The sequence below is a fragment of the Allobosea sp. P2_B12 genome, assembly GCF_056404835.1.
Window position 1 is genome coordinate 67,151 of the sequence record NZ_JBFUDG010000010.1, and the last position, 21,616, is coordinate 88,766.

The 21,616-nt window shown below is 66.9% G+C and carries 20 protein-coding genes; 12 read left to right on the top strand and 8 right to left on the bottom strand.

All coding sequences use genetic code 11. The features are described 5' to 3' along the window. Nucleotides 1–161 precede the first annotated feature (161 nt). Nucleotides 162–905 (bottom strand): GntR family transcriptional regulator, encoded by a 744-nt coding sequence (locus AC1DYU_RS20765; RefSeq protein WP_476793271.1) that lies wholly within the window; start codon nucleotides 903–905, stop codon nucleotides 162–164. A 217-nt stretch (nucleotides 906–1,122) separates the two neighbouring features. Here AC1DYU_RS20765 and uxaC point away from each other — a divergent pair, with 217 nt between their 5' ends. The 9 genes from uxaC (at nucleotide 1,123) to AC1DYU_RS20810 (ending at nucleotide 9,993) form a co-directional block, all read left to right on the top strand. Continuing rightward, the gene (gene uxaC / locus AC1DYU_RS20770; protein WP_476793272.1) at nucleotides 1,123–2,526 is read left to right on the top strand and encodes a glucuronate isomerase; all 1,404 of its coding nucleotides are present in this window, start codon (nucleotides 1,123–1,125) and stop codon (nucleotides 2,524–2,526) included. Between the two features lie 11 nt (nucleotides 2,527–2,537). Beyond that, on the top strand, nucleotides 2,538–3,371 hold the full coding sequence (kduI, locus tag AC1DYU_RS20775; protein ID WP_476793367.1) for a 5-dehydro-4-deoxy-D-glucuronate isomerase: 834 nt from the start codon (nucleotides 2,538–2,540) through the stop codon (nucleotides 3,369–3,371). Beyond that, nucleotides 3,371–4,135 (top strand): 2-dehydro-3-deoxy-D-gluconate 5-dehydrogenase KduD, encoded by a 765-nt coding sequence (gene kduD / locus AC1DYU_RS20780; protein ID WP_158483334.1) that lies wholly within the window; start codon nucleotides 3,371–3,373, stop codon nucleotides 4,133–4,135. Before kduI ends, kduD begins: the two co-directional genes overlap by 1 nt. After that, the gene (locus AC1DYU_RS20785) at nucleotides 4,132–4,473 is read left to right on the top strand and encodes a cupin domain-containing protein (RefSeq protein ID WP_158483336.1); all 342 of its coding nucleotides are present in this window, start codon (nucleotides 4,132–4,134) and stop codon (nucleotides 4,471–4,473) included. The genes kduD and AC1DYU_RS20785 overlap by 4 nt, the downstream gene beginning before the upstream one ends. A 92-nt stretch (nucleotides 4,474–4,565) precedes the next feature. Beyond that, nucleotides 4,566–5,546, top strand: a complete 981-nt coding sequence (locus AC1DYU_RS20790; protein WP_476793273.1) for a TRAP transporter substrate-binding protein — start codon at nucleotides 4,566–4,568, stop codon at nucleotides 5,544–5,546. Between the two features lie 76 nt (nucleotides 5,547–5,622). Then, the gene (locus AC1DYU_RS20795) at nucleotides 5,623–6,156 is read left to right on the top strand and encodes a TRAP transporter small permease (protein WP_476793274.1); all 534 of its coding nucleotides are present in this window, start codon (nucleotides 5,623–5,625) and stop codon (nucleotides 6,154–6,156) included. Between the two features lie 3 nt (nucleotides 6,157–6,159). Next, entirely contained in the window at nucleotides 6,160–7,440 is a 1,281-nt protein-coding gene (locus AC1DYU_RS20800) for a TRAP transporter large permease (protein WP_476793275.1), read from the top strand. Then, a complete protein-coding gene (locus tag AC1DYU_RS20805; RefSeq protein ID WP_476793276.1) occupies nucleotides 7,437–8,909 on the top strand; it encodes a mannitol dehydrogenase family protein in 1,473 nt (490 codons plus the stop codon). Before AC1DYU_RS20800 ends, AC1DYU_RS20805 begins: the two co-directional genes overlap by 4 nt. A 250-nt stretch (nucleotides 8,910–9,159) precedes the next feature. Further along, nucleotides 9,160–9,993 (top strand): transporter substrate-binding domain-containing protein, encoded by an 834-nt coding sequence (locus tag AC1DYU_RS20810; RefSeq protein WP_476793277.1) that lies wholly within the window; start codon nucleotides 9,160–9,162, stop codon nucleotides 9,991–9,993. On the opposite strand, the gene AC1DYU_RS20815 is transcribed toward AC1DYU_RS20810, so the two are convergent. Further along, nucleotides 9,980–11,158, bottom strand: a complete 1,179-nt coding sequence (locus AC1DYU_RS20815; protein ID WP_476793278.1) for an amidohydrolase — start codon at nucleotides 11,156–11,158, stop codon at nucleotides 9,980–9,982. The genes AC1DYU_RS20810 and AC1DYU_RS20815 overlap by 14 nt on opposite strands. Before the next feature lie 246 nt (nucleotides 11,159–11,404). Between AC1DYU_RS20815 and AC1DYU_RS20820 the strand changes: the two genes are divergently transcribed. Both AC1DYU_RS20820 and AC1DYU_RS20825 read left to right on the top strand, forming a co-directional pair. Continuing rightward, complete coding sequence (locus AC1DYU_RS20820; RefSeq protein ID WP_476793279.1) at nucleotides 11,405–13,114, top strand: lysine--tRNA ligase; 1,710 nt, start codon at nucleotides 11,405–11,407, stop codon at nucleotides 13,112–13,114. A gap of 97 nt (nucleotides 13,115–13,211) precedes the next feature. After that, nucleotides 13,212–13,892, top strand: coding sequence for a nitroreductase (locus tag AC1DYU_RS20825; RefSeq protein WP_476793280.1), 681 nt, complete (start codon nucleotides 13,212–13,214; stop codon nucleotides 13,890–13,892). 13 nt (nucleotides 13,893–13,905) lie between these two features. Here AC1DYU_RS20825 and AC1DYU_RS20830 read toward each other — a convergent pair whose 3' ends face one another. The 3 genes from AC1DYU_RS20830 to AC1DYU_RS20840 form a co-directional block, all read right to left on the bottom strand. Continuing rightward, the gene (locus tag AC1DYU_RS20830) at nucleotides 13,906–14,865 is read right to left on the bottom strand and encodes a DUF808 domain-containing protein (protein ID WP_476793281.1); all 960 of its coding nucleotides are present in this window, start codon (nucleotides 14,863–14,865) and stop codon (nucleotides 13,906–13,908) included. A gap of 87 nt (nucleotides 14,866–14,952) precedes the next feature. Next, nucleotides 14,953–16,140 (bottom strand): acetyl-CoA C-acyltransferase, encoded by a 1,188-nt coding sequence (locus AC1DYU_RS20835; RefSeq protein WP_476793282.1) that lies wholly within the window; start codon nucleotides 16,138–16,140, stop codon nucleotides 14,953–14,955. A gap of 46 nt (nucleotides 16,141–16,186) precedes the next feature. Beyond that, nucleotides 16,187–18,271, bottom strand: a complete 2,085-nt coding sequence (locus tag AC1DYU_RS20840; RefSeq protein WP_476793368.1) for a 3-hydroxyacyl-CoA dehydrogenase NAD-binding domain-containing protein — start codon at nucleotides 18,269–18,271, stop codon at nucleotides 16,187–16,189. Nucleotides 18,272–18,530: 259 nt separating this feature from the next. Here AC1DYU_RS20840 and AC1DYU_RS20845 point away from each other — a divergent pair, with 259 nt between their 5' ends. After that, complete coding sequence (locus AC1DYU_RS20845) at nucleotides 18,531–19,274, top strand: enoyl-CoA hydratase-related protein (protein WP_158483347.1); 744 nt, start codon at nucleotides 18,531–18,533, stop codon at nucleotides 19,272–19,274. Nucleotide 19,275: 1 nt separating this feature from the next. Here AC1DYU_RS20845 and AC1DYU_RS20850 read toward each other — a convergent pair whose 3' ends face one another. From AC1DYU_RS20850 to AC1DYU_RS20860, 3 genes are all read right to left on the bottom strand, one after another. Then, nucleotides 19,276–19,470 carry a hypothetical protein gene (locus AC1DYU_RS20850; protein WP_476793283.1) on the bottom strand — a complete coding sequence of 65 codons (195 nt, stop codon included), beginning with the start codon at nucleotides 19,468–19,470 and terminating at the stop codon, nucleotides 19,276–19,278. A gap of 104 nt (nucleotides 19,471–19,574) precedes the next feature. Further along, nucleotides 19,575–21,080: a tripartite tricarboxylate transporter permease gene (locus AC1DYU_RS20855; protein WP_476793284.1), complete on the bottom strand. Its 1,506-nt coding sequence runs from the start codon at nucleotides 21,078–21,080 to the stop codon at nucleotides 19,575–19,577. A gap of 7 nt (nucleotides 21,081–21,087) precedes the next feature. Continuing rightward, nucleotides 21,088–21,579, bottom strand: a complete 492-nt coding sequence (locus tag AC1DYU_RS20860; protein WP_158483350.1) for a tripartite tricarboxylate transporter TctB family protein — start codon at nucleotides 21,577–21,579, stop codon at nucleotides 21,088–21,090. Between the last annotated feature and the right edge of the window lie 37 nt (nucleotides 21,580–21,616).

Sequence of the window (21,616 nt, forward strand, 5' to 3'; positions counted from 1 at the left end):
GGCAATCATCCTCGTCAGGCATGGCACAGCGTGGCACTGATCCGTGCCACGACTGATCTGAAAACGGCATGGCCGTGCGGCGCAACCCGCACCGGCTTCCACCGCACCACCCGGCCAAGCAAGCGCCGCGCCGAAGCGCAGGTCTCGGACGAAATAACGCCTCAGACGAAATAGTCGGGATATTGCTCCTGCAGCCGCAGCAGGTCGGGCAGCAGCGTGCCGAGATGCTTGCGCATCGCGACTTCGGCCGCCGGACCGTCATGCCGTCGAACCGCGTCGACGATCGACAGATGCTCGCGGATCACCATCGCCATCCGCCCGGGCACCGGCAGCGTCATGCGCCGGCAGCGGTCGATCTGGCTCTTGGCGGCATGGGCGATCTTCCAGATGCCGGGATAGCCGGCGATGACAGCGAGGTTCTCGTGGAAGGCTTCGTCGGCGAGGTGGAAGCCTTCCTGGTCTCCCGCCTCCAGCGCCTCGTGCTGGCGTGCGACCGTGGCGTCGAGCTTCGCGATCGCGTGCTCCGTGCCGATCCGCGCGACAAGTTCGACCGTCGCGCATTCCAGCGCCTGCCGGATGAACACGGCCTCGGGGATCGCCTCGGTCGGGATCCGCGCGACGAAGGTGCCGGCCTGCGGGAATATCTCGACGAGCCCTTCCTCCTTCAGCCGGATCAGGGCCTCGCGCACCGGCGTGCGGCTGGTGCCGAACCGCGCCGTCAGCTCCTTCTCGACCAGCGCGGCACCGGGCGTGATCTCCATCGCCAGGATGGCGCGCCTCAGCTCGTCCTGCACCATGGAGGCCGCGGTCGAGCGGCCGGCCGGCACGCCGCCCAGTGGCTGGCGGCGACGCTCGCGGCGCGGGCCGTCGCCATTGGCATCCTGGGGGGTCGTGATCTGCGACATCGCCTCGCCTTGTTCCCGCCCCCGCACCTTTTTCACCAAGCCGGAAAGCTGCCTGGTGAGCCGGCGTCTGCGCCCTTTTGCGAATAGCATGGGCTTGTTTGACATACTAGTATATTAGTATATTGACCCCGCAACCTGGCGGCGACTATGGTCCGCCGGCGGCTGCCGAGAGCTTGTCGCAGAGCCTTCCAAAAGCCTTTCAAAGAGTGCCGGTCCGATGTTGCTTCACGACGATCGCCTGTTTCCCGCCGACCCTGTGACGCGCGGCATCGCACGCCGGCTCTACGCCACGATTCGCGACCTGCCGATCATCTCGCCGCATGGCCACACCGATCCGCGCTGGTTCGCCGAGGACCAGGCCTTTTCCGATCCCGCGACGCTGCTGGTCAAGCCGGACCACTATATCTTCCGGATGCTCTATTCGCAGGGCGTGCGGCTCGAACAGCTCGGCATTCCCCGCAAGAACGGCGCCCCGGTCGAGACCGATCCCCGCGCTGTCTGGAGCCTCTTCGCCAAGTATTGGTACCTGTTCCGCGGCACGCCGACCCGGCTCTGGTTCGAGCACGCGCTGTCGAACGTCTTCGGCATCAACGAGCGCCTCTCGCCGCAGAATGCCGACAAGATCTATGACCGCATCGCCGAGAAGCTGGAGCAGCCGGAGTTGCGCCCGCGCGCCCTGTTCGAACGCTTCAGGATCGAGGCGATCTCGACCACGGAGGGCGCGCTCGACGACCTGAAGTGGCACGACATGATCAAGGCCTCGGGCTGGACCGGCAAGGTCGTCACCGCCTACCGGCCCGATAGCGTCGTCGATCCCGAATTCGAGGGCTTCGCCGCCAATCTCGAGCAGTTCGGCGAACTCACCGGCGAGGATGTCGCGAGCTGGACCGGCTATCTCGCCGCGCACCGCCAGCGTCGCGACTACTTCCGTCAGCGCGGCGCGACGTCCTCCGACCACGGCCACGCCACCGCCCGCACCGCCAACCTCTCGAAGGCAGAGGCAGAGAAGCTTTTCGCCAAGGTGCTCAAGGGCAAGGTCTCGGTCGAGGAGGCCGATCTCTTCCGCGGGCAGATGCTGACCGAGATGGCCAAGATGAGCCTCGATGACGGGCTCGTCCTGCAGATCCATCCCGGCTCCTCGCGCAATCACAATGCCTCACTGTTTGAGCATTTCGGGCGCGACATGGGCGCCGACATCCCGCGCCAGACCGATTACGTGACTGCGCTCAAGCCGCTGCTCGACGCGGTCGGCAACGAGCCGAACCTGACCGTCATCGCCTTCACCCTCGACGAGACCAGCTATTCGCGCGAGCTCGCGCCGCTGGCAGGCCACTACCCTGCCCTGAAGCTCGGACCCGGCTGGTGGTTCCTCGACGCGCCCGAGGCGATGCTGCGCTTCCGCGAGCTGACCACCGAGACCGCCGGCTTCTACAACACCGTCGGCTTCAACGACGACACCCGCGCCTATCTCTCGATCCCCGCGCGCCACGACGTCGCCCGCCGCTGCGACTGCACCTACCTCGCCAAGCTCGTCGCCGAACACCGGCTCGACGAGGACGAGGCTGCGGAAGTCGCCCATGACCTCGCCTATCGACTGGCCAAGGAGGCCTATCGCCTGTGACCGGCACCAAGATGATCGACGAACGCCAGGCTTCGCACCCGCGCGACGTCAAGGGCTACGACACCGACACGCTGCGCGCGGACTTCCTGATCGAGCGCATCTTCGTGCCCGGCGAGGTCACGCTGACCTACAGCCATTACGACCGCATGATCGTCGGCGGTGCGACACCGGCGGCCAAGCCGCTGACCCTCGACCCGTTCGCGCCCACCGGGACGCCGTTCTTCCTGGCCCGGCGCGAGCTCGGCGTCATCAACATCGGCGGCGCCGGCACTGTCACCGTCGACGGCACAATCTTCGACATTCCCAATCTCGACGCGCTTTATGTCGGCCTCGGCGCGAAGGATGTCTCCTTCGCCAGCGCGGACGCCGCCAACCCGGCCAAGTTCTACCTGACCAGCGCGCCAGCCCATCGCGAAGCGCCCCATCAGCTCATCCGCAAGGCCGCCGCGAACACGATCCATCTCGGCTCGTCGGAGACCTCCAACAAGCGCACCATCCGGCAATATGTCATGCCGAACACGACCGGCACCAACCAGCTCGTCATGGGCATGACCGCGCTGGAGCCGGGTTCGGTCTGGAACTCGATGCCCTGCCACACCCATACGCGGCGGATGGAAGCCTATCTCTATTTCGATCTCGACCCGGCCCACCGCGTCTTCCATTTCATGGGTGAGCCCCAGCAGACCCGCCACCTGCTCGTCGCCAACGAGCAGGCCGTGATCGCGCCGAACTGGTCGATCCATTGCGGCTGCGGCACCTCGAACTACGCCTTCGTCTGGGCCATGGCCGGCGACAATGTCGAGTTCACCGACATGGACGCAGCGCCCGTGGACACTCTGCGCTGATGGCGGGCACCTCGCCCTTCGACCTCACGGGGCGAACCGCCCTGGTGACCGGCGCCAATACCGGCATCGGCCAGGGCATTGCGCTGGCGCTGGCTGAAGCCGGCGCCACGGTCGTCGCGGCCGGGCGCTCCGACATGAGCGAGACGCTGGCACTGGTCGCCCAAGTCGGCGGCACCGGCCACGCCCTCAAGGTCGATCTTCAGGAACAGGGCATCGCCGCGCGCGTGGTTGCCGCGGCAACCGACCTCGCCGGCCCGCTCGACATCCTCGTCAACAATGCCGGCATCATCCGCCGGGCCGACGCGCTCGATTTCAGCGAAAGCGACTGGGACGAGGTGATGAACGTCAACCTCAAGGCGAATTTCTTCCTGGCCCAGGCCTTCGCGAAATCCGCGGTCGAGGCCGGTCGCGGGGCGCGCATCGTCAACATCGCCTCGCTGCTTTCCTTCCAGGGCGGCATCCGCGTCGCCTCCTACACGGCGAGCAAGAGCGGGCTCGCCGGGCTGACAAAGCTGCTGGCCTGCGAATGGGCAGCCAGGGGCATCAATGTGAACGCCATCGCGCCCGGCTACATCGAGAGCAACAATACCGAAGCGCTGCGCGCCGACCCCGACCGCAACAGCGCCATCCTCGCCCGCATCCCGGCCGCGCGCTGGGGCAAGCCGTCCGACATCGGCGGCGCCGCGGTGTTCCTAGCAAGCGACGCCGCAGCCTACATGCACGGCGCCATCATCCCCGTCGACGGAGGCTGGCTCGCACGATGACCGACCATCTCGATTCCTTCTTCCAGCATGATTCCGACTTCGCCTGGGATCCGACAGAGCCCGGCGTGAAACGCAAGATCATGGCCTATGGCAGCGACCTGATGATCGTGCGCGTCGTCTTCGAGGCCGGCGCGGTCGGCAAGGCCCATCGGCATCCGCACCGCCAGGCGTCCTATGTCGAGAGCGGCGTCTTCGACGTCACCATCGACGGCAAGACCGAGCGGCTCATCACCGGCGACACCTTCTTCGTGCCCGCGAACCTCGTCCACGGTGTCACCGCGGTCGAGGCCGGGCAGCTCGTCGATTCCTTCACGCCGATGCGTGAGGAATTTCTCTGAGAACAGGCCCGCCGGCGGGTGCCGGCCGGGCTCCCATCACGGGGCAAGAATGACCGGAAAATCCGGCGCAAACCACCTGGAGGAAGACCATCATGCTGACCAGACGCAACCTGTCCGCGCTCGCGGGCGCAGCCTTCGTCGCCGCTGTCGCCGGTCAGGCGCAAGCCCAGACCACCCTGCGCTCGACCGACATCCACCCGACCGACTATCCGACGGTCGAGGCCGTCCGCCATATCAGCAAGCTGCTGGAGGAGCGGACCAAGGGCCGCATCAAGATCAACGTCTTCCACTCGGCCCAGCTCGGCAACGAAAAGGACACGATCGAGCAGACCCGCTTCGGCGTGATCGACCTGAACCGCATCAACATGGCGCCGTTCAACAACCTGATCCCGGCGACCAACGTGCCCTCGCTGCCCTTCATCTTCCGCTCGGTCGCCCACATGCGCACCGTCATGGACGGCCCGATCGGCGACGGCATCCTGAAGGAGTTCGAGAAGCACGATCTCGTCGGTCTCGCCTTCTACGATTCCGGCTCGCGCTCCTTCTACAATTCGAAGCGCCCGATCAACACGCCCGCCGACATGAAGGGCCTGAAGATCCGCGTCCAGCAGTCCGACATGTTCGTGGCGCTGGTCTCTGCGCTCGGCGCCAACGCCACGCCGATGGCCTTCGGCGAGGTGTATTCCGCACTGCAGACCGGCGTCATCGACGGCGCCGAAAACAACTGGCCGTCCTTCGAATCGACCAAGCACTACGAGGTCTCGAAGTTCTATTCGCTGACCGAGCATTCGCTCTCGCCCGAGGTGCTGGTCATGTCCAAGCGCAGCTTCGACAAGCTCTCCAAGGAAGACCAGGAGATCATGAAGACGGCTGCCAAGGAGTCCGTCGCCAAGATGCGTGAACTCTGGGACGCCCGCGAGAAGGCCTCGGAAGCGAAGGTCAAGGCCGGCGGCGCCGTGGTCAACGCAATCGAGAAGCAGCCCTTCATCGACGCGATGAAGCCGGTCTACGACAAGTTCGTCACCGACGCGGCCCTGAAGGACCTCGTCGCGAAGATCCAGGCGGTCAAGTAATCCGTCTCGTCTGTTGCCGGGCGGCGGCCTTCTCCGCCGCCCGTTTTCGTTTCCGCCCGAACCTCAGGACATGTCCATGATCGGTTTTGCCCGCACGCTCTCGCGCATCAATGCGCGCCTCAGCCTGCTCGCCCTGTTGGCGGCCGGCCTGGGCCTGATCGCGATGACGGCGATCGTCGCCTGGACCGTGTTCGGGCGCTACATCCTGAACGCCACCCCGACCTGGGGCGAGCCGGCCTCGCTGTTCCTGATGCTCTGGTTCATCCTGCTCGGCGGCTCGGTCGGCGTCCGCGAGCTCGACCATATGGGCTTCGACGTCGGGCTGCATTACACGCGCGGCAAGTGGAAGGCCGCGCTCGTCATCGCCAATGAGGCGCTGGTCACGCTCTTCGCCTTCGCCATGGTCTGGTACGGCACCGAGCTCGCCGCCAAGGTCTGGAGCGACCGGCTGCCGATGATCGGCATCTCCAAGGGCTGGGACTATGTCCCGATCATCGCCGGCGGCAGCCTGATCGCGCTGTTCTCGATCGAGAAGCTGCTCCTCTTCTTCACGGGCGAGGACCTCGCGCCCATGCCGCTGAATGCCAATGGCCTTGGCGGGGAGGCCTGATCGATGGCCATCACAATCCTCTTCACCTCCTTCGCCGTGCTCCTGCTGATGGGCGTGCCGGTGGCGTTCTGCCTCGGCCTCTCCTCGATGGCGACGGTGCTCTACATGGGCATTCCGCCGGTCGTCGTCTTCCAGCAGATGTCGACGGGCATGAATGCCTTCGCCATGCTGGCGATCCCGTTCTTCATCTATTCCGGTGACCTGATGATCCGCGGCGGCATCGCCGACCGCCTGATCCAGTTCGCCTCCTCGCTCGTCGGGCATCTGCGCGGCGGCCTGGGCCAGGTCAACGTTATCACCTGCACGCTCTTCGGCGGCATTTCAGGCTCGGCGGTGGCGGATGCCTCCGCGGTCGGCGGCATCATGATCCCGCAGATGGTCAAGCGCGGCTATGCCGCCGACTATGCGGTGAACGTCACGGCCAACGCCGCCATCATCGCGCTGCTGATCCCGCCCTCGCACAACATGATCATCTACTCGCTGGCGGCGGGCGGCACGATCTCGATCGCGGACCTCTTCACCGCCGGCGTGGTGCCTGGGCTGATGCTGTGCCTGGCGCTGATGATAGCGGCCTGGGCGGTCGCGGTGAACCGCGGCTATCCCGCCGACATCTTCCCCGGCTTCATGACGGTCGCGCGCCTCTTCGTGGTGGCGGTGCCGGGGCTGCTCCTGATCGGCATCATCTTCGGCGGCGTGCGTTCGGGCGTCTTCACGGCGACCGAGTCCTCCTGCGTCGCGGTGATCTACGCACTGCTGGTCACGATCTTCGTCTATCGCGAGCTCGACCTGAAAGGCTTCATCCACGCCACGCTCGGCGCGGTCCGCACCACGGCGATGGTCCTGCTCGTCATCGGCGCGGCGAGTTCCTTCGGCTGGCTGATGGCCTTCCTCGAGGTTCCCAAGGCGACCATCGAACTGATGCAGTCGATCTCAAGCAACCCGTTGATGATCCTGCTGCTCATCAACGTCATCCTGCTGGTGCTCGGCACCTTCATGGACATGGCGCCGATGATCATCATCTGCACGCCGATCTTCCTGCCGGTGGTCAAGGCCATCGGCGTCGACCCGGTTCATTTCGGCGTCATCCTGATCCTCAACGCCGGCATCGGCCTGAACACGCCGCCGGTCGGCTCGGTCCAGTTCGTCGCCTGCGCCATCGGCAAGGTCTCGATCAGCGAGAGCATGCGGACGATCTGGCCGTTCTACGGCGCCAGCGTTGCGGTGCTGCTGCTGGTGACCTACGTTCCGGCGTTCTCCCTCTGGCTGCCGGGCGTATTCCGTTGACGAGACTGACTGTCGAAAACCTCGCTGGCCTGAAGGCCGGCGTTCGCCGCCCGGCCTATGACCGCGCTTCCCTGACAGCGGGTATCGTCCATCTGGGGCTCGGCGCCTTTTCTCGCGGCCATCTCTGCGAATACACCGAGGACGCGCTGGAGCTCGGCTTCGGCGCCTGGGGCGTCACCGGCGCGAGCCTGCAGCGGCCCGACCAGCGCGACCGGCTGAAGCCGCAGGGCGGGCTCTACACCCTGCTGAAGCGTGCCCCCTCGGGGCCGGAGCTGCGCATCATCGGCTGCGTCGGCGAGGTCCTTGTCGCGCCTGAGAGCCCGGCAGCACTGGTCGCCCGCATTGCCGCACCGGAAACCCGGATCGTCTCGCTGACGGTGACCGAGAAAGGCTACTGCCACGACCCCGCCACCGGCCGGCTCAAGGCCGACCATCCCGACATCATCCACGACCTCGCCAACCCCCATGCGCCGCGCTCGGCCGTGGGCATCATCGTCGCCGGACTGAAGGCGCGCCGCGCCGCTGGCCTCGGGCCCTTCACGGCGCTGAGCTGCGACAACCTTCCCCATAATGGCGGCGTGCTGCGCGGCCTCATCAGCGATTTCGCGGCACTGAGCGATGACAGCCTCAGCCAGTGGATCGAGGCGAACGGCGCATTCCCCGCGACAATGGTCGACCGGATCGTGCCGGCCACGACCGAAGCCGACGTCGCCGAGGTCGCCGGCCTGATCGGGCTGGAGGACGCAGCTCCCGTGATCGGCGAGCCCTTCCGGCAATGGGCGATCCAGGATGTTTTTGCAGATGGAAGGCCAGCTTGGCATAAAGTCGGCGCGCAGATGGTCTCGGAGGTCGCGCCCTTCGAGTTCATGAAGCTCCGCATGCTCAACGGCGCCCATTCCTCTCTGGCCTATCTCGGCTATCTCGCCGGCCACGAGACGGTTGCCGAAGCCAGCGGCGACCCGGTCTTCGCCCGTTTCCTTGGAGGACTCTGGGCCGAGATCATCCCGACCGTTCCCGCCCCGCAAGGCGTGGTGCTCGCCGATTATGCGGACGCGCTGCTCGCCCGCTTCCGCAATCCAGCGATCCGCCACCGCACCTGGCAGATCGCCATGGACGGCTCGCAAAAGCTGCCGCAGCGCCTGCTCGGCACGATCCGCGATCGGCTCAAGGCCGGCGCGCCGATCGACCATCTCGCGCTCGGCGTCGCCGCCTGGATGCGTTACGTCACCGGCACCGACGAAAAGGGCGCGACGATCGACGTCCGCGACCCGCTGGCGGCGGAGTTCGCGACAAAGGCGAAGGCGGCCGGCCGCAACGCCGCGGCCCTGAGCCGGTCCCTGCTCGGCATCGAGGCGATCTTCGGCAGCGATCTGCCGCGCGAGCAGCGCGTCACGCAGGCTGTCGAGACGCATCTGGCGACGCTGCTCGAAAAGGGCGCGAAGGCGACGGCTGCAACTCTGTCGGCTTGAGATCAGGCGCGGGAACCCCTCTCCTGTAAGGAGAGGCAGGGGTGAGGTGTCGGCCCCTGGACCAGTCAACCTCCCGTCATTCTCGGGCCAAGCGAAGCGCAGACCCGAGAATCTCGATCGGAGATGCTCGGGTCAAGCCCGAGTATGACGCGGATAACGGCCGACCCCTCACCCTGCCCTCTCCCTATGGGAGAGGGTTCCCCCCACAAAATCTCTTGATCCAGCGCCGTCCCTGACGCCAGATGCCGCCATGACGCGCCGCCTAGCTGCTCTGTGGGTCCTGCTCGCAATCCTCGCCCCGCAAGCCGTGCAGGCGCAATCGCGCGTCACCGTCCCAAACTTCTGGGACCAGCGCATCCGGCTCGACCGGCCCGAGCCCGGTCCGGCCCGCGTCATCCGCTTCCTCACCGACGACGATTACCCGCCGCTGCACTTCGCCGGCCCCGATGGCGGGCTCACCGGCTTCTCCGTCGAACTGGCCCGCGCCGCCTGCGAAAAACTCGGCTGGACTTGCACGGTGCAGGCCCGCCGCTTCGATACGCTGCTGGATTCGCTGGCCGAGGGTCGCGGCGATGTGCTGGCGGCGGCGATCAACCTGACCCCGCAGATCCGCGCGCGCTTCGCCGCGAGCCATCTCTATTTCCGCAGCACCGCCCGCCTTGCCACCACGCGCGGGAACGCCCAGGGCGAGCTTGACATGCGCAGCCTGCAGGGCAAGCGCATCGCTGTAGTCGGCGGCACGGCGCATCAGGCCTTTCTCGAACGGCTCCTGCCCTTCGTCCAGCGCCGCGAGACCGGCACGCTCACGGCCGCGATCACGGCTTTGCGCAGCGGCGATGCCGAGTTCGTCTTCGCCGACGGCGTCGCGCTGTCGCTGCTGCTAGCCGGCACGAGTGGCAGCGAACTCGCCTTCACCGGCGGTCCCTTTCTCGAAAGCCGCTATTTCGGTGAGGGCATCGGCTTCCTTATCCGCAAGGACGAAGCCCCGCTCAAGCGCGCGCTGGACTACGCGCTGCAATCGCTCTGGGACGACGGCACCTATGCCAGGCTCTATCTGAGGTTCTTCCCGGTCAGCCCGTTCTGACCGGCCCCGTCTCCGCAGGCGCATTGGCCATCAAGGACTGCTTGGCGACGGCGGCAAGCCATCCGGCAGCTGCCGGAAGCATTTCGTCGTTGAAGTCGTAGCGGTCGTTGTGCAGTTCCCCGCCATCCCTGACCGGCCCGTTGCCGATCCAGATGTAGCAACCCGGCAGGCGCTCGAGGAAATAGGCGAAATCCTCGCCGGTTGTGCTGGCCTTCAGGTCGCGCCGAACGGGCAGGCCGGCGGCCTCACCAGCAGCCGCCGCCAGTTCCTCCTCCGCAGGGGTGTTGACCGTGGCGACGCCATGCATTGTCTCGACCTCGGCCGTCATCTCGAAGGTCGCGGCGATGTTGCGGGCAATCGCTCCGATCCGCGCCAGAACCCGTTCGCGCACAGCCGGAATGAAGGTCCGGAAGGTGCCTTCGATAAAGACATGGGTCGGGATCTGGTTCGAGGCCGAGCCGCCATGCACCTGCCCGATCGAGACCACCGCCGACTCCATCGGATCGACATTGCGCGAGACCACCGTCTGCAGCGCGACGATGAGATGGCCCATGGCGACGATCGGATCGCGCGTCGTCTCAGGCAAAGCGGCGTGGCCGGCCGTGCCCGTGAGCGTGATCCTGAAACGGCCCGGCTCCGACATCACCGGCCCGCGATGCACCGCGATCGTGCCTGCTTCCAGCCCCGGCCAATTGTGCAGGGCGAAGATGCGCTCCATCGGGAAACGCTCGAGCACCCCGTCGGCAATCATCGCCTGCGCACCACCCGCCCCCTCCTCCGCCGGCTGGAACAGGAAATGGATCGTGCCGCTCCAGCTTTCATCCCTAGAAAGAAGCTCGACTGCCCCCAGCAGCGCGGTGGTGTGCCCGTCATGGCCGCAGGCATGCATCACGTTCGGCGTGCCCGATCTGTAGGGCAGGTCGTTGGCCTCGGCGATCGGCAGGGCGTCCATATCGGCGCGCAAGCCCACGGACCGACCCGATGTGCCGCGCTTCAGCGTCGCCACCACCCCATAACCACCCACATCCGAGACGAAGGGAACGCCCAGTTCGGTCAGCTTTTCCTGGACGAAGGCGCTGGTCGCCTTTTCAAAGCGTCCGAGCTCCGGATTGGCATGCAGATGTCGGCGCCACTCGGTGAGCTTTTCGTGGAAGTCGGGTTTCAAGGCGGTGTCCTCTCAGGCATGTCTCAAGCGCAGCGTATACCCGGCAGCCTGTTCGGCAACCGTCGGCGTTAACTCTCGTCATTCTCGGGCGGAGCGAAGCGCAGACCCGAGAATCTCCTGAAAGAGATGCTCGGGTCGAGCCCGAGCATGACGAGCAGGTGACGAGCCGCATTGACGCCCCCCTTGGCAATCTGCGAAAGCCCTTCCCCCGCTTTCTTTCAAGACTTGGAGAGGACACCAGCCCAAATGCCCGTTTTCGACCCCGCCCTTGTGGACGCCGCCCAGCGTTCGGCCGCCTGGCCGTTCGAGGAAGCTCGCAAGCTCGTCGCGCGGATCGAGAAATCGGGCAAGAAGGAGGTCATCTTCGAGACCGGCTACGGCCCCTCGGGCCTGCCCCATATCGGCACCTTCGGCGAGGTCGCGCGCACTTCGATGGTCCGCCACGCCTTCCGCGTCCTTACCGGCAACACGATCAGGACCCGCCTGATCGCCTTCTCCGACGACATGGACGGCCTGCGCAAGGTTCCCGACAACGTCCCCAACAAGGAACTGCTCGCCGCCAATCTCGGCAAGCCGTTGACAGAGGTGCCCGATCCCTTCGGCACGCATGATAGCTTCGGCCGGCACAACAATGCGCGCCTGCGCGCCTTCCTCGACCAGTTCGGCTTCGACCACGAGTTCAAGTCCTCGACCGACAGCTACCGCGCCGGCGAGTTCGACGCGACGCTGCTGAAGATGCTGTCGCGCTACGATGCCGTGATGAAGATCATGCTGGCGACGTTGCGCGAGGAGCGCGCCGCGACCTATTCGCCGTTCCTGCCGATCCACCCGTTGACGCGCATCGTCATGCAGGTGCCGATCGACGAGGTCGATATCGAGACCGGCACCATCGCCTGGGCCGATCCGGTGTCGGGCGAGCGCTTCGTCACGCCCGTCACCGGCGGCCACGTCAAGCTGCAATGGAAGCCCGACTGGGCGATGCGCTGGGTCGCGCTCGGCGTCGACTACGAGATGGCCGGCAAGGACCTGATCGACTCGGTCAAGGTCTCCTCACTGATCGCGCGCGCCATCGACGGCACGCCGCCGGAGGGCTTCAACTACGAGCTCTTCCTCGACGAGCAGGGCCAGAAGATCTCCAAGTCGAAGGGCAACGGCCTGACGATCGAGGACTGGCTCGAATACGGCCCGCAGGAGAGCCTGGCGCTCTATATGTTCCAGCGCCCGCGCGAGGCCAAGAAGCTGCATTTCGACGTCATTCCGCGCGCGGTCGATGAGTACCTGCAGTTCCTCGGCGGCTATGAGAAGCAGGACTGGAAGAACCGCCTCGGCAACCCGGTCTGGCATCTTCACAACGGCAAGCCGCCGGAGCCCGAGATTATCGCGACCGGCGAAGGTGAGAATGCCTCGCGCGCGCAGATCACCTTTGGCCTGTTGATGAACCTCGTCGCGGTGGCGAATTCCGAGGACAAGGCCGTGCTCTGGGGCTTCCTCCAGCGCTATGCGCCGGGCATCTCCCCGCAGACCCATCCGCGCCTCGATGCGCTGGTCGGCTATGCGATCGCCTATTTCCGCGACTTCGTGAAGCCGGCAAAGCACTATCGCCTCGCCGACGAGACGGAAGCCGCGGCCTTCCTCGCGCTCGATGCCGCGATCGCCGCGCTTCCGGCCGACGCCAGCGCCGAGACGGTGCAGGACACCGCGCTCGACGTGGCCCGCGCCGTCCCGCGCTACCAGAATCTGACCGCCAAGAACGCCACGCCCGAGCGTCCCGGCGTCTCCGGCGACTGGTGGAAGGCGATCTACCAGGTCCTGTTCGGCGAGGATCAGGGCCCCCGCTTCGGCTCCTTCGCCGCGATCTACGGCCTGCCCAACACCCGCGCCCTGATCGCCAAGGCGCTGGCCGGCGGGCTGGTCGAGGAACACGCCGCCTTCGTCGAGACGCGCAAGGCGGGATGATGCCGGCGTCATTCCTGGGCGAAGCGAAGCGCAGACCCGGGAATCTCCGGCCGGAGATGGTCGGGTCAAGCCCGACCATGACGAGGTTAAGCTACCTATGACACCAGCCCAGGCCGTCGAGCACGCCATCACCTCGCGCCGCGCCATCCGTGCCTTCCTGCCGACGCCCGTTGATCCCACCCTCGTCCACCGCCTGATCGAAGTCGCCGCGCAGGCGCCCAGCGGCACCAACATGCAGCCCTGGAAGCTGCGCGTCATCGGCCCGCAGACACGCGAGCGGCTTGAAGCGGCGCTGGCCGCTGCCCTGGATTCGCCCGATCTGCCGGCGGAGGAAGAATACCGCTACTACCCGCGGACCTTCCGAGAGCCCTACCTGTCGCGCCGCCGCAAGGTCGGATGGGACCTCTACGGCCTTCTCGGCGTGACCAAGGGCGATACCGCCGGCATGAAGCGCCAGAGCGCCGCCAATCTGCGCTTCTTCGGCGCGCCGGTCGCATTGATGCTCACCATCGACCGCGACCTAGAAATCGGCTCCTGGCTCGATCTCGGCATGTTCGTCCAGAATCTTCTGGTCGCGGCCCAAGGGCATGGGCTGGATTCCTGCCCGCAGGCGATCTTCGCGCGCTTCCACCCGATCGTGCGGCGCGAACTCGCGATCCCCGACAGCGAGGTCGTGGTCTGCGGCATCGCCGTCGGCCATGCCGACCCCGACGCGCCGCAGAACAGCCTCGTGCCTGAGCGCGAGCCGGTCGAGAGCTTCACCACCTGGCTCGATTGAGGCCCGATAGAGCCTAAGCGGGCTTGCGCACGCGCTTCATCACCGGCGCGACGACGTAGTGCATCGCGACGATCGCGACGCCGCCGACGATCAGGCCGAAGATCGCCGAGAACACGGCCCCCACGAGCCATTCGACGATACCGCCCAGCGGCACGATCGCGGCGGCCGAAACCGCAAGCCCATGGCTGGCATGGCCGATCGCGCTCAGGCCGAACTCTTCCAGCCCGTGGATGATGATGCCGCCGCCGACCCAGAGCATCGCCGCCGTGCCGACCGCGCCAAGCGCGGCGAGAAAATATGGCATGCCTATCACGAGTCCTCGGCCCAGCAGGCGGACCGGCGCAAAGCTGCGCTGCGCCAGCGCGAGCCCGGCATCGTCGGCCTTCACGATCAGCGCGACGACGCCGTAGACGAGGACGGTGATGCCGACGCCGACCACGGCCAGAACCACCGCCTGCATCTGGAAGGAAGAGGTCGAAACGGAGGCGAGCGTGATCGCCATGATCTCGGCCGAGAGGATGAAATCCGTCTTGATCGCCCCGGCGATCTTCTGCTCCTCGAGCAGCTTGGGATCGAGCACGGCCGTGCCCGCCTCCTCCTGTGTCGCGGCCGCATGCGGCACGACAAGCTCGAGGACTTTCTCGGCGCCCTCGTAGCAGAGATAGACGCCGCCGGCCATCAGCAGCGGCGTGATCAGCCAGGGCGCGAGGAGAGCCAGGATCAACGCGCCCGGCAGCAGAAAGAGCAGCTTGTTCTTCAGCGAACCGACCGCGATCCGCCAGACGATCGGCAGTTCGCGCGCCGCCGCAAAGCCGACGGCATAGCGCGGCGTCACCGCGGCATCGTCGATGACGATGCCGGCGGCCTTGGTGCCGGCCTTGGTGGCCTGCGCCACGACGTCGTCCACCGATGAGGCGGCAACCTTGGCGATGCCGGCTATGTCGTCGAGCAGCGCGAACAATCCAGAGGCCAAGATTCATCTCCATGCTGCATGGCTGCGATGCAGCAAGCTATCGTCCGCCAGCGCGTCGTGACAATGACACAGCCAAGCCGATTTGGTTCAACCCTGGTTGATCTCGAACAGCCCCGCGCAGCCCATGCCGCCGGCGACGCACATGGTCACGACCGCGTAACGCGCCTTGCGGCGGCGGCCTTCCAGCAGCGCATGGCCGACGAGGCGCGCCCCGCTCATGCCGAAGGGGTGCCCGATCGCGATCGCCCCACCATTGACGTTGACCTTGTCGGGATCGATGCCGAGCGTGTCGCGGCAATAGATCGACTGCGAGGCAAAAGCCTCGTTCAGCTCCCAGAGATCGATATCGGCGACGGTGAGGCCGTTGCGTTCCAGCAGGCGCGGCACGGCGAAGACGGGACCGATGCCCATCTCGTCGGGCTCGCAGCCGGCCGAGGCGAAGCCGCGGAAGATGCCGAGCGGCGACAGCCCACGCCGCGCCGCCTCGTCGGCCGACATCACGACGCTGGCGGCCGCACCGTCGGAAAGCTGGCTGGCATTGCCGGCAGTGATGAACTGGTCCTCGCCGCGCACCGGCTTGAGCTTGAGCAACCCGTCGAGCGTGGTCTCGGGCCGGTTGCCCTCATCCTTCGACAGCGTCACCTCCTGCTGGCTGACCGCGCCGGTCGCCTTGTCGGTGACCGCCATCACCGCGCTCATCGGTACGATCTCGTCGTCGAACAGCCGGCGCTGTTGGGCGGCAGCCGTGCGCTGCTGGCTCTCCAGCGAGAATTCGTCCTGCGCCTGCCGCGAGATGCCGTAGCGCTGCGCGACATTGTCAGCCGTCTCGATCATCGAGGTGTAGATCGTCGGCTTGTTGGCCATCAGCCAGTCGTTCTGGGTCAGGTCGCGCCGCACTACCGGCTGGACGAGGCTGATCGACTCCACCCCTCCGCCGACCGCCACGGGCACGCCATCCATGACGACACGCCGCGCCGCATGGGCGATTGCCTCCAGCCCCGAGGCGCAGAAGCGGCTGACCGTGACGCCGGCCGACTGCACGGGCAGGCCTGCGACCAGCGCCGCATGGCGCGCGACATTGCCGCCGGTCGCGGCCTCCGGATAGCCGCAGCCCATCACCACCTCCTCGACCGCCTCGGGTTCGAGATTGGCGCGCAGCAGCGCGTGCCGGATCGCATGCGCCGCCATATCGGCCCCGCGAACCTGGTTGAAGGCACCACGATGGGCCTTGCCGATCGGCGTGCGGGCGGTGGAGACGATCACGGCTTCGGTCATGGACGCTTCATCCCTATTGTCGAATTCAAGGTCTGCTTCGGCGAAACTAGGCGGTCGTCGCCTTCAGATCGGCAAATCCCTTGCCCTTGGCCGCGAGCCGGCGCAACAGCGGCGCCGGTTCGAGCGCCTTGTCGCCGGTCTCCGCCGCTTGCGCTTCGAGCCGCGCGACGATGGCGCCAAGCCCGATCGTATCGGCCCAATGCATCGGCCCGCCGCGCCAGGCCGGCCAGTTATAGCCGTTGAGCCAGATCACATCGATATCGCCCGGCCGCGCCGCGATGCCCTCCTCCAGGATGCGGGCGCCCTCATTGACCATCGGGTCGAGCAATCGCGAGAGGATCTCGTCGGCCGAGAAGCTGCGCCGCGTCACGCCCTTCTCCTGCGAGACCCGCGCGATCAGCGCCTCGACCTCCGGGTCGCGCTGGCCGGTGCGTGCGCCGTCCGGATAGAGGAAATAGCCGCGCCCGGTCTTCTGGCCGAACCAGCCGGCCTCGCAGATCGCATCGGCCACGGCGGCGCTCTTGCCGCGCGCCTTGCGCGAGCGCCAGCCGATATCGTTGCCGGCGAGATCGGCCATGGCGCAGGGCCCCATCTTGAAGCCGAAGCCGGTCAGGGCAGCATCGACCTCATGCGGCAGCGCACCGGCGACGAGCAGGCGCTCGGTGGCGCGGGTGCGGGCCTCCAGCATGCGGTTGCCGACGAAGCCGAAACCGTTGCCGACCACGACCGGCACCTTGCCGAGCTTTCGCCCCAGCGCCATCGCGGTGACGATCGCATCGTCGGCGACGCCGTCCGGCCGGACGATCTCGAGCAGCTTCATCACATTGGCCGGGCTGAAGAAATGCATCCCCAACACGTCCTGCGGACGCTTCGTCGCGGCAGCGATGGTAGGCACGTCGAGATAGGAGGTGTTGCTGGCGAGGATCGCGCCCGGCTTTACGATCGCGTCGAGCGCGCCGAAGATCTGCTGCTTGACGCCCATCTCCTCGAAGGCCGCCTCGATCACGATGTCGGCGTCCGCCGCAGCGCCGAGCCCGACGGCCGGCGTGATCAGCGCCAGGCGTTCGTTGCGCTTCTGGGGCGTCAGCGAGCCGCGCGTCACCGACATTTCGTAGATCGCAGCGACCCGGTTCATGCCGTTCTCGATCTGCGCCTGTTCCTGCTCGATCAGGGTCACCGGAATGCCGGCATTGGCGAAGCACATCGCAATGCCGCCCCCCATGGTGCCGGCGCCGATCACGGCCGCTTTCGCGATCGGCCGCGGCTTCACCGCGCCGTCGATGCCCGGCACGCGGGCGATCTCTCGCTCGGCGAAAAAGACATGACGCAGCGCCTTCGAGCGCGGATCGGTCAGCAGCGTCATGAACAAGGCGCGTTCGGTCGCCAGACCCTCGGTGAAAGGCAGGGTGAAGGCAGCCCGCACCGCCTCGATCAGCGCCATCGCATTGGGCATGTCACCGGACTTGTTGGCGGCTTCAGTCGCCAGCGCCTCGAACGCCTCCCGATCAGCCGCTGTCAGCCGGCCCGGTCCGTCGCTCCCATCCTCCGGCGCGCCCTTTGCGACGAGCGTCTGCGCCAAAGCGACCGCCGCTGCGACGACATCGCCGCCCGTGACCTCGTCGACGAGCCCAAGCTCCAGCGCCTTGCCGGCGGAAACCGGCTCGCCCGACAGCATCATCGGGAATGCCTTCGCCGCACCGATCAGGCGCGGCAGCCGCTGCGTGCCGCCGGCGCCCGGAATCAGGCCGAGCTTGATCTCGGGCAGGCCGAGCATGGCCGATGCCGACGCCACGCGACCATGGCAGGCCAGCGCGACCTCGAGCCCGCCGCCGAGCGCGACGCCCTGGATCGCCGCCACGACCGGCTTGGTTGAAGCCTCGATGGCGTCGAGCACATCGGGCAGGAACGGCGTGACCGACGGCTTGCCGAACTCGCTGATGTCGGCACCCGCGATGAAAGCCTTGCCTGCCGCCGCGATCACGATGGCCGTCACCGCCGAATCCGAGCCCGCCTCCGCGATGACGCGTGCGAGGTCGGCACGCAGCTTTTGGCCGAGCGCGTTGACCGGCGGGTTGTCGATCGTGGCGATCGCGATCTCGCCAAGGCGGGCGAGCCGGACGGTCTCCATCAGCGCATATCCTCAGGCTGGTGCCGGGCCTTTGGCCTGGGCGTTGAGGGCGAAGGAGGAAGTCCGCCGGCCGGCTTTTGTCAAGCCGGGACGACCGCAGGGCGTGCCGTCACACAAGCGGACTCCACCAGCCGCGGCCCCGCCTTGACCCTCGGTGAAAGGCCATGCCAAGCCTCGTCCAACGACAATCACGAGCCCCAGGCCGGCACCGCGAAAAGCGTGCCGGACCATCGATTGGGGCCGCAGGGACGAGGATTTGCCGATGACCGCCGCCGTTCTGATCGAAACCGTCGCGCCCGGCGTCAGCCAGATCACGATGAACCGGCCGGAGCGCAAGAACGCGCTCGACCGCGCCAGCTATGTCGGGCTGATCGAGGCCTTCGCCACCGCCGAGGCCGATCCGCAGATCCGCGCCATCGTCATCACCGGCACCGGAGGCTGCTTCACCAGCGGCAACGACATCCGCGATTTCGCGGCTTCAGCTGGCGACGGCGCCCGCATCGCCATGGATTTCCTGACCACGATCTCGACCGCGACCAAGCCCGTCGTCGCAGCCGTCGAAGGCTTCGCGGTCGGCATCGGCACGACGATGCTGCTGCATTGCGATCTCGCTTTTGCCGGCGACAGCGCGGTCTTCCGCATGCCCTTCGTGGCGCTCGGCCTCTCGCCCGAGGGCGCCTCATCCTATCTGCTGCCGCTGGTCGCGGGCTCCAAGCGGGCCGCCGAACTGCTGATGCTGGGAGAGGCCTTCGGGCCGCAGCAGGCGCTGGATGCGGGCCTCGTCAACGCCGTCGTCGCGGAAGGTGGCGCGCTGGCGGCCGCGCTCGACAAGGCGACCGCTCTCGCAGCCCTGCCGCCGCAATCCGTCGCGCTGACCAAGCTCCTGCTGAAGCGGGGACAGGCGGCCAGCGTTGCCGAGACGCTCGCGACCGAAGCCCGGCATTTTGGCGAGCGCCTGCGCTCGGAAGAGGCGCAAGCCGCGTTCGCTGCGTTCCTGAAGCGATAAGCTAGCCCGGCTCGCGATCCGAGCCGCCCAGCAACTGCTTCACCGCGCCGACAAAGCCGATGACACAGCCGGCGAGGATGACCCATTGCAGCACGGAGAGCGCCATGCTCGGCGTCTCCCGTGCGGTCGCCATGTCATAGGCCAGCCACGCACCGGCAGCGCCGGTCAGCAAGGCCTGGACCTTGGGATTCCCCATCGCAGCCTCTCCCCTGTTGCAAGCTGTCTTGCTGCAAGTCGGGGACGATCGCACGCCACGCGAACCCGCTGCATCATGCGAATGCAGGGGATCGCCTGACGAGCTCAGGCGGTCTGTGCCCGCCCTCCCCGCATCTTCTCCATGCCCCAGGAAAACACCGGCCAGAGCAGCGCGGCGAAGGTCATCGCGGCCAGTACGCTCGCGACCGGCCGGCTGAAGAACGGCAGGATCGAGCCGTCCGACTTGATCAGCGAGGTCACGAAGCTCTGCTCCACCATCGTGCCCATCACGATGCCCAGCACCATCGCCGCGACCGGATAGCCGTTCTTCTCCATGACGAAGCCCACCAGACCGAACGCGGCGACGCAATAGACAGCGAACAGGTTGTTTCCGGCGGTGGCGAAAGCGCCGACGGCGCAGAACACCATGATGACCGGCATCACGGCCGAGCGCGGCGCCCCCACGATCCGGCTCGCCAGCCGGATCATGAGGATGCCCAGGGGGATCATGATGATGTTGCCGAGAATGAAGATGATGTAGAGCGCATACATGCTCGACGCCTGCTCGGTGAACAGTGTCGGGCCAGGGTTGAGCCCCTTCATGTAGAGCACGCCGATCGCGATCGCGGTGATCGTGTCGCCGGGAATGCCGAACAGCAGCGCCGGCACCCAACCCGATGCGAGCGAGGCGTTGTTGCTCGCGCCCGCCTCGATCAGCCCCTCGGGATGGCCCGTGCCGAACTTCTCCGGCGTCTTCGAGAAGCGCTTCGACATCGCATAGCTGACCCAGGCCGCCATATCGGCGCCAGCACCCGGCAGCACGCCGATGATGATGCCGACGATGTTCCCGCGCGTCTGCTGCTTGGGATATTGCTTGGTCAGTTCCCACTGCCCTTTCAGGATGCTGCCGAGCCGCTTGTGCTCGAGTCTCGGCGGTTCGCGTTCGGTCAGCGCCCGCATCACCTCGGCCAGCGCGAAAACGCCGACCAGCGCCGGGATCACCTCGATACCCCCCAGCAGATCGGTCGAGCCGAGGGTGAAGCGCGCCACGCCGCCGGGGTTGTCGATGCCGATGCAGGTGATCAGCAGCCCGAGCAGCATCGAGGCGATCGCCTTGATCGGCGAGGAGCGCGCGACCAGCGTCGCGCACATCAGGCCGAGCATGGCGAGCCAGAAATTCTCATAGGTCGAGAAGGACAGCGCGAACTCGGCCAGGACTGGAGCGAGCACCATCAGCGAGAGCGTGCCGGCGATGCCGCCAAGCGCCGAGAACCACAGGCAGATGCCGAGCGCGGTCTCCGCCTGCCCCTTGCGGGTCATCGCATAGGCTTCGTCGGTATAGGCGGCCGAGGCCGGCGTGCCGGGAATGCGCAGCAGGCAGCCGGGAATGTCGCCGGAGAAGATCGCCATGGCCGATGCCGTGATGATCGTCGCCACGGCCGCGATCGGCGACAGATAGAACGTCACGGGCACGAGCAGCGCCGTCGCCATGGTGGCCGAGAGGCCGGGCAACGAGCCGATGACCAGCCCGTAAATAGCCGAGCACAGGATCGCGAGCAGGACATCGGGCGCGAAGACGAGTCCGAAGGCCTGAATGATGGTGTTCGTCATCGCGGCCTCACCACGGGAAGGGGAGAATACCGCCCGGCAGAGGCACGCGCAGCAGCTTGAGGAAGATCAGATTGATGATGAAGGGCGCGATGATCGCGAGCGGGATCGCCAGCTTGGGTTTGGCGCCGAAGGCGAAGCTCGCGGCAGCGACCATGATCGCTGCTGTCGGCAGGAAGCCGAGCGGCTCGGATGCCAGCGCGTAGAACAGCACCAGCGCCGGCGGCAGCAGCGCCAGCCAGTTCCGCCACGCCGGCAACGGCTCCAGCAGTTCGGGCGCAGTGTGGCTCGCCATATCCGCCTCAGCCACCTCCTCGAAATGGCGCCCGATGCCGAAGACGATCAGCGCGCCGCAGATGACCAGCCCGGCGCCGACCGCCATCGGAAAGGCGGAGGGACCGACCTGCTGGCCCGGAACCGGCGGCAGCTTCGAACCATAGAAAAAGGCGGCTGAACCGAGCGCCGCTATGGCGCCACCGGTCAGGCGATCGGACAGTTGCATCGGGGCAACCTCATCATCTCGAACACGCAAAGACGAC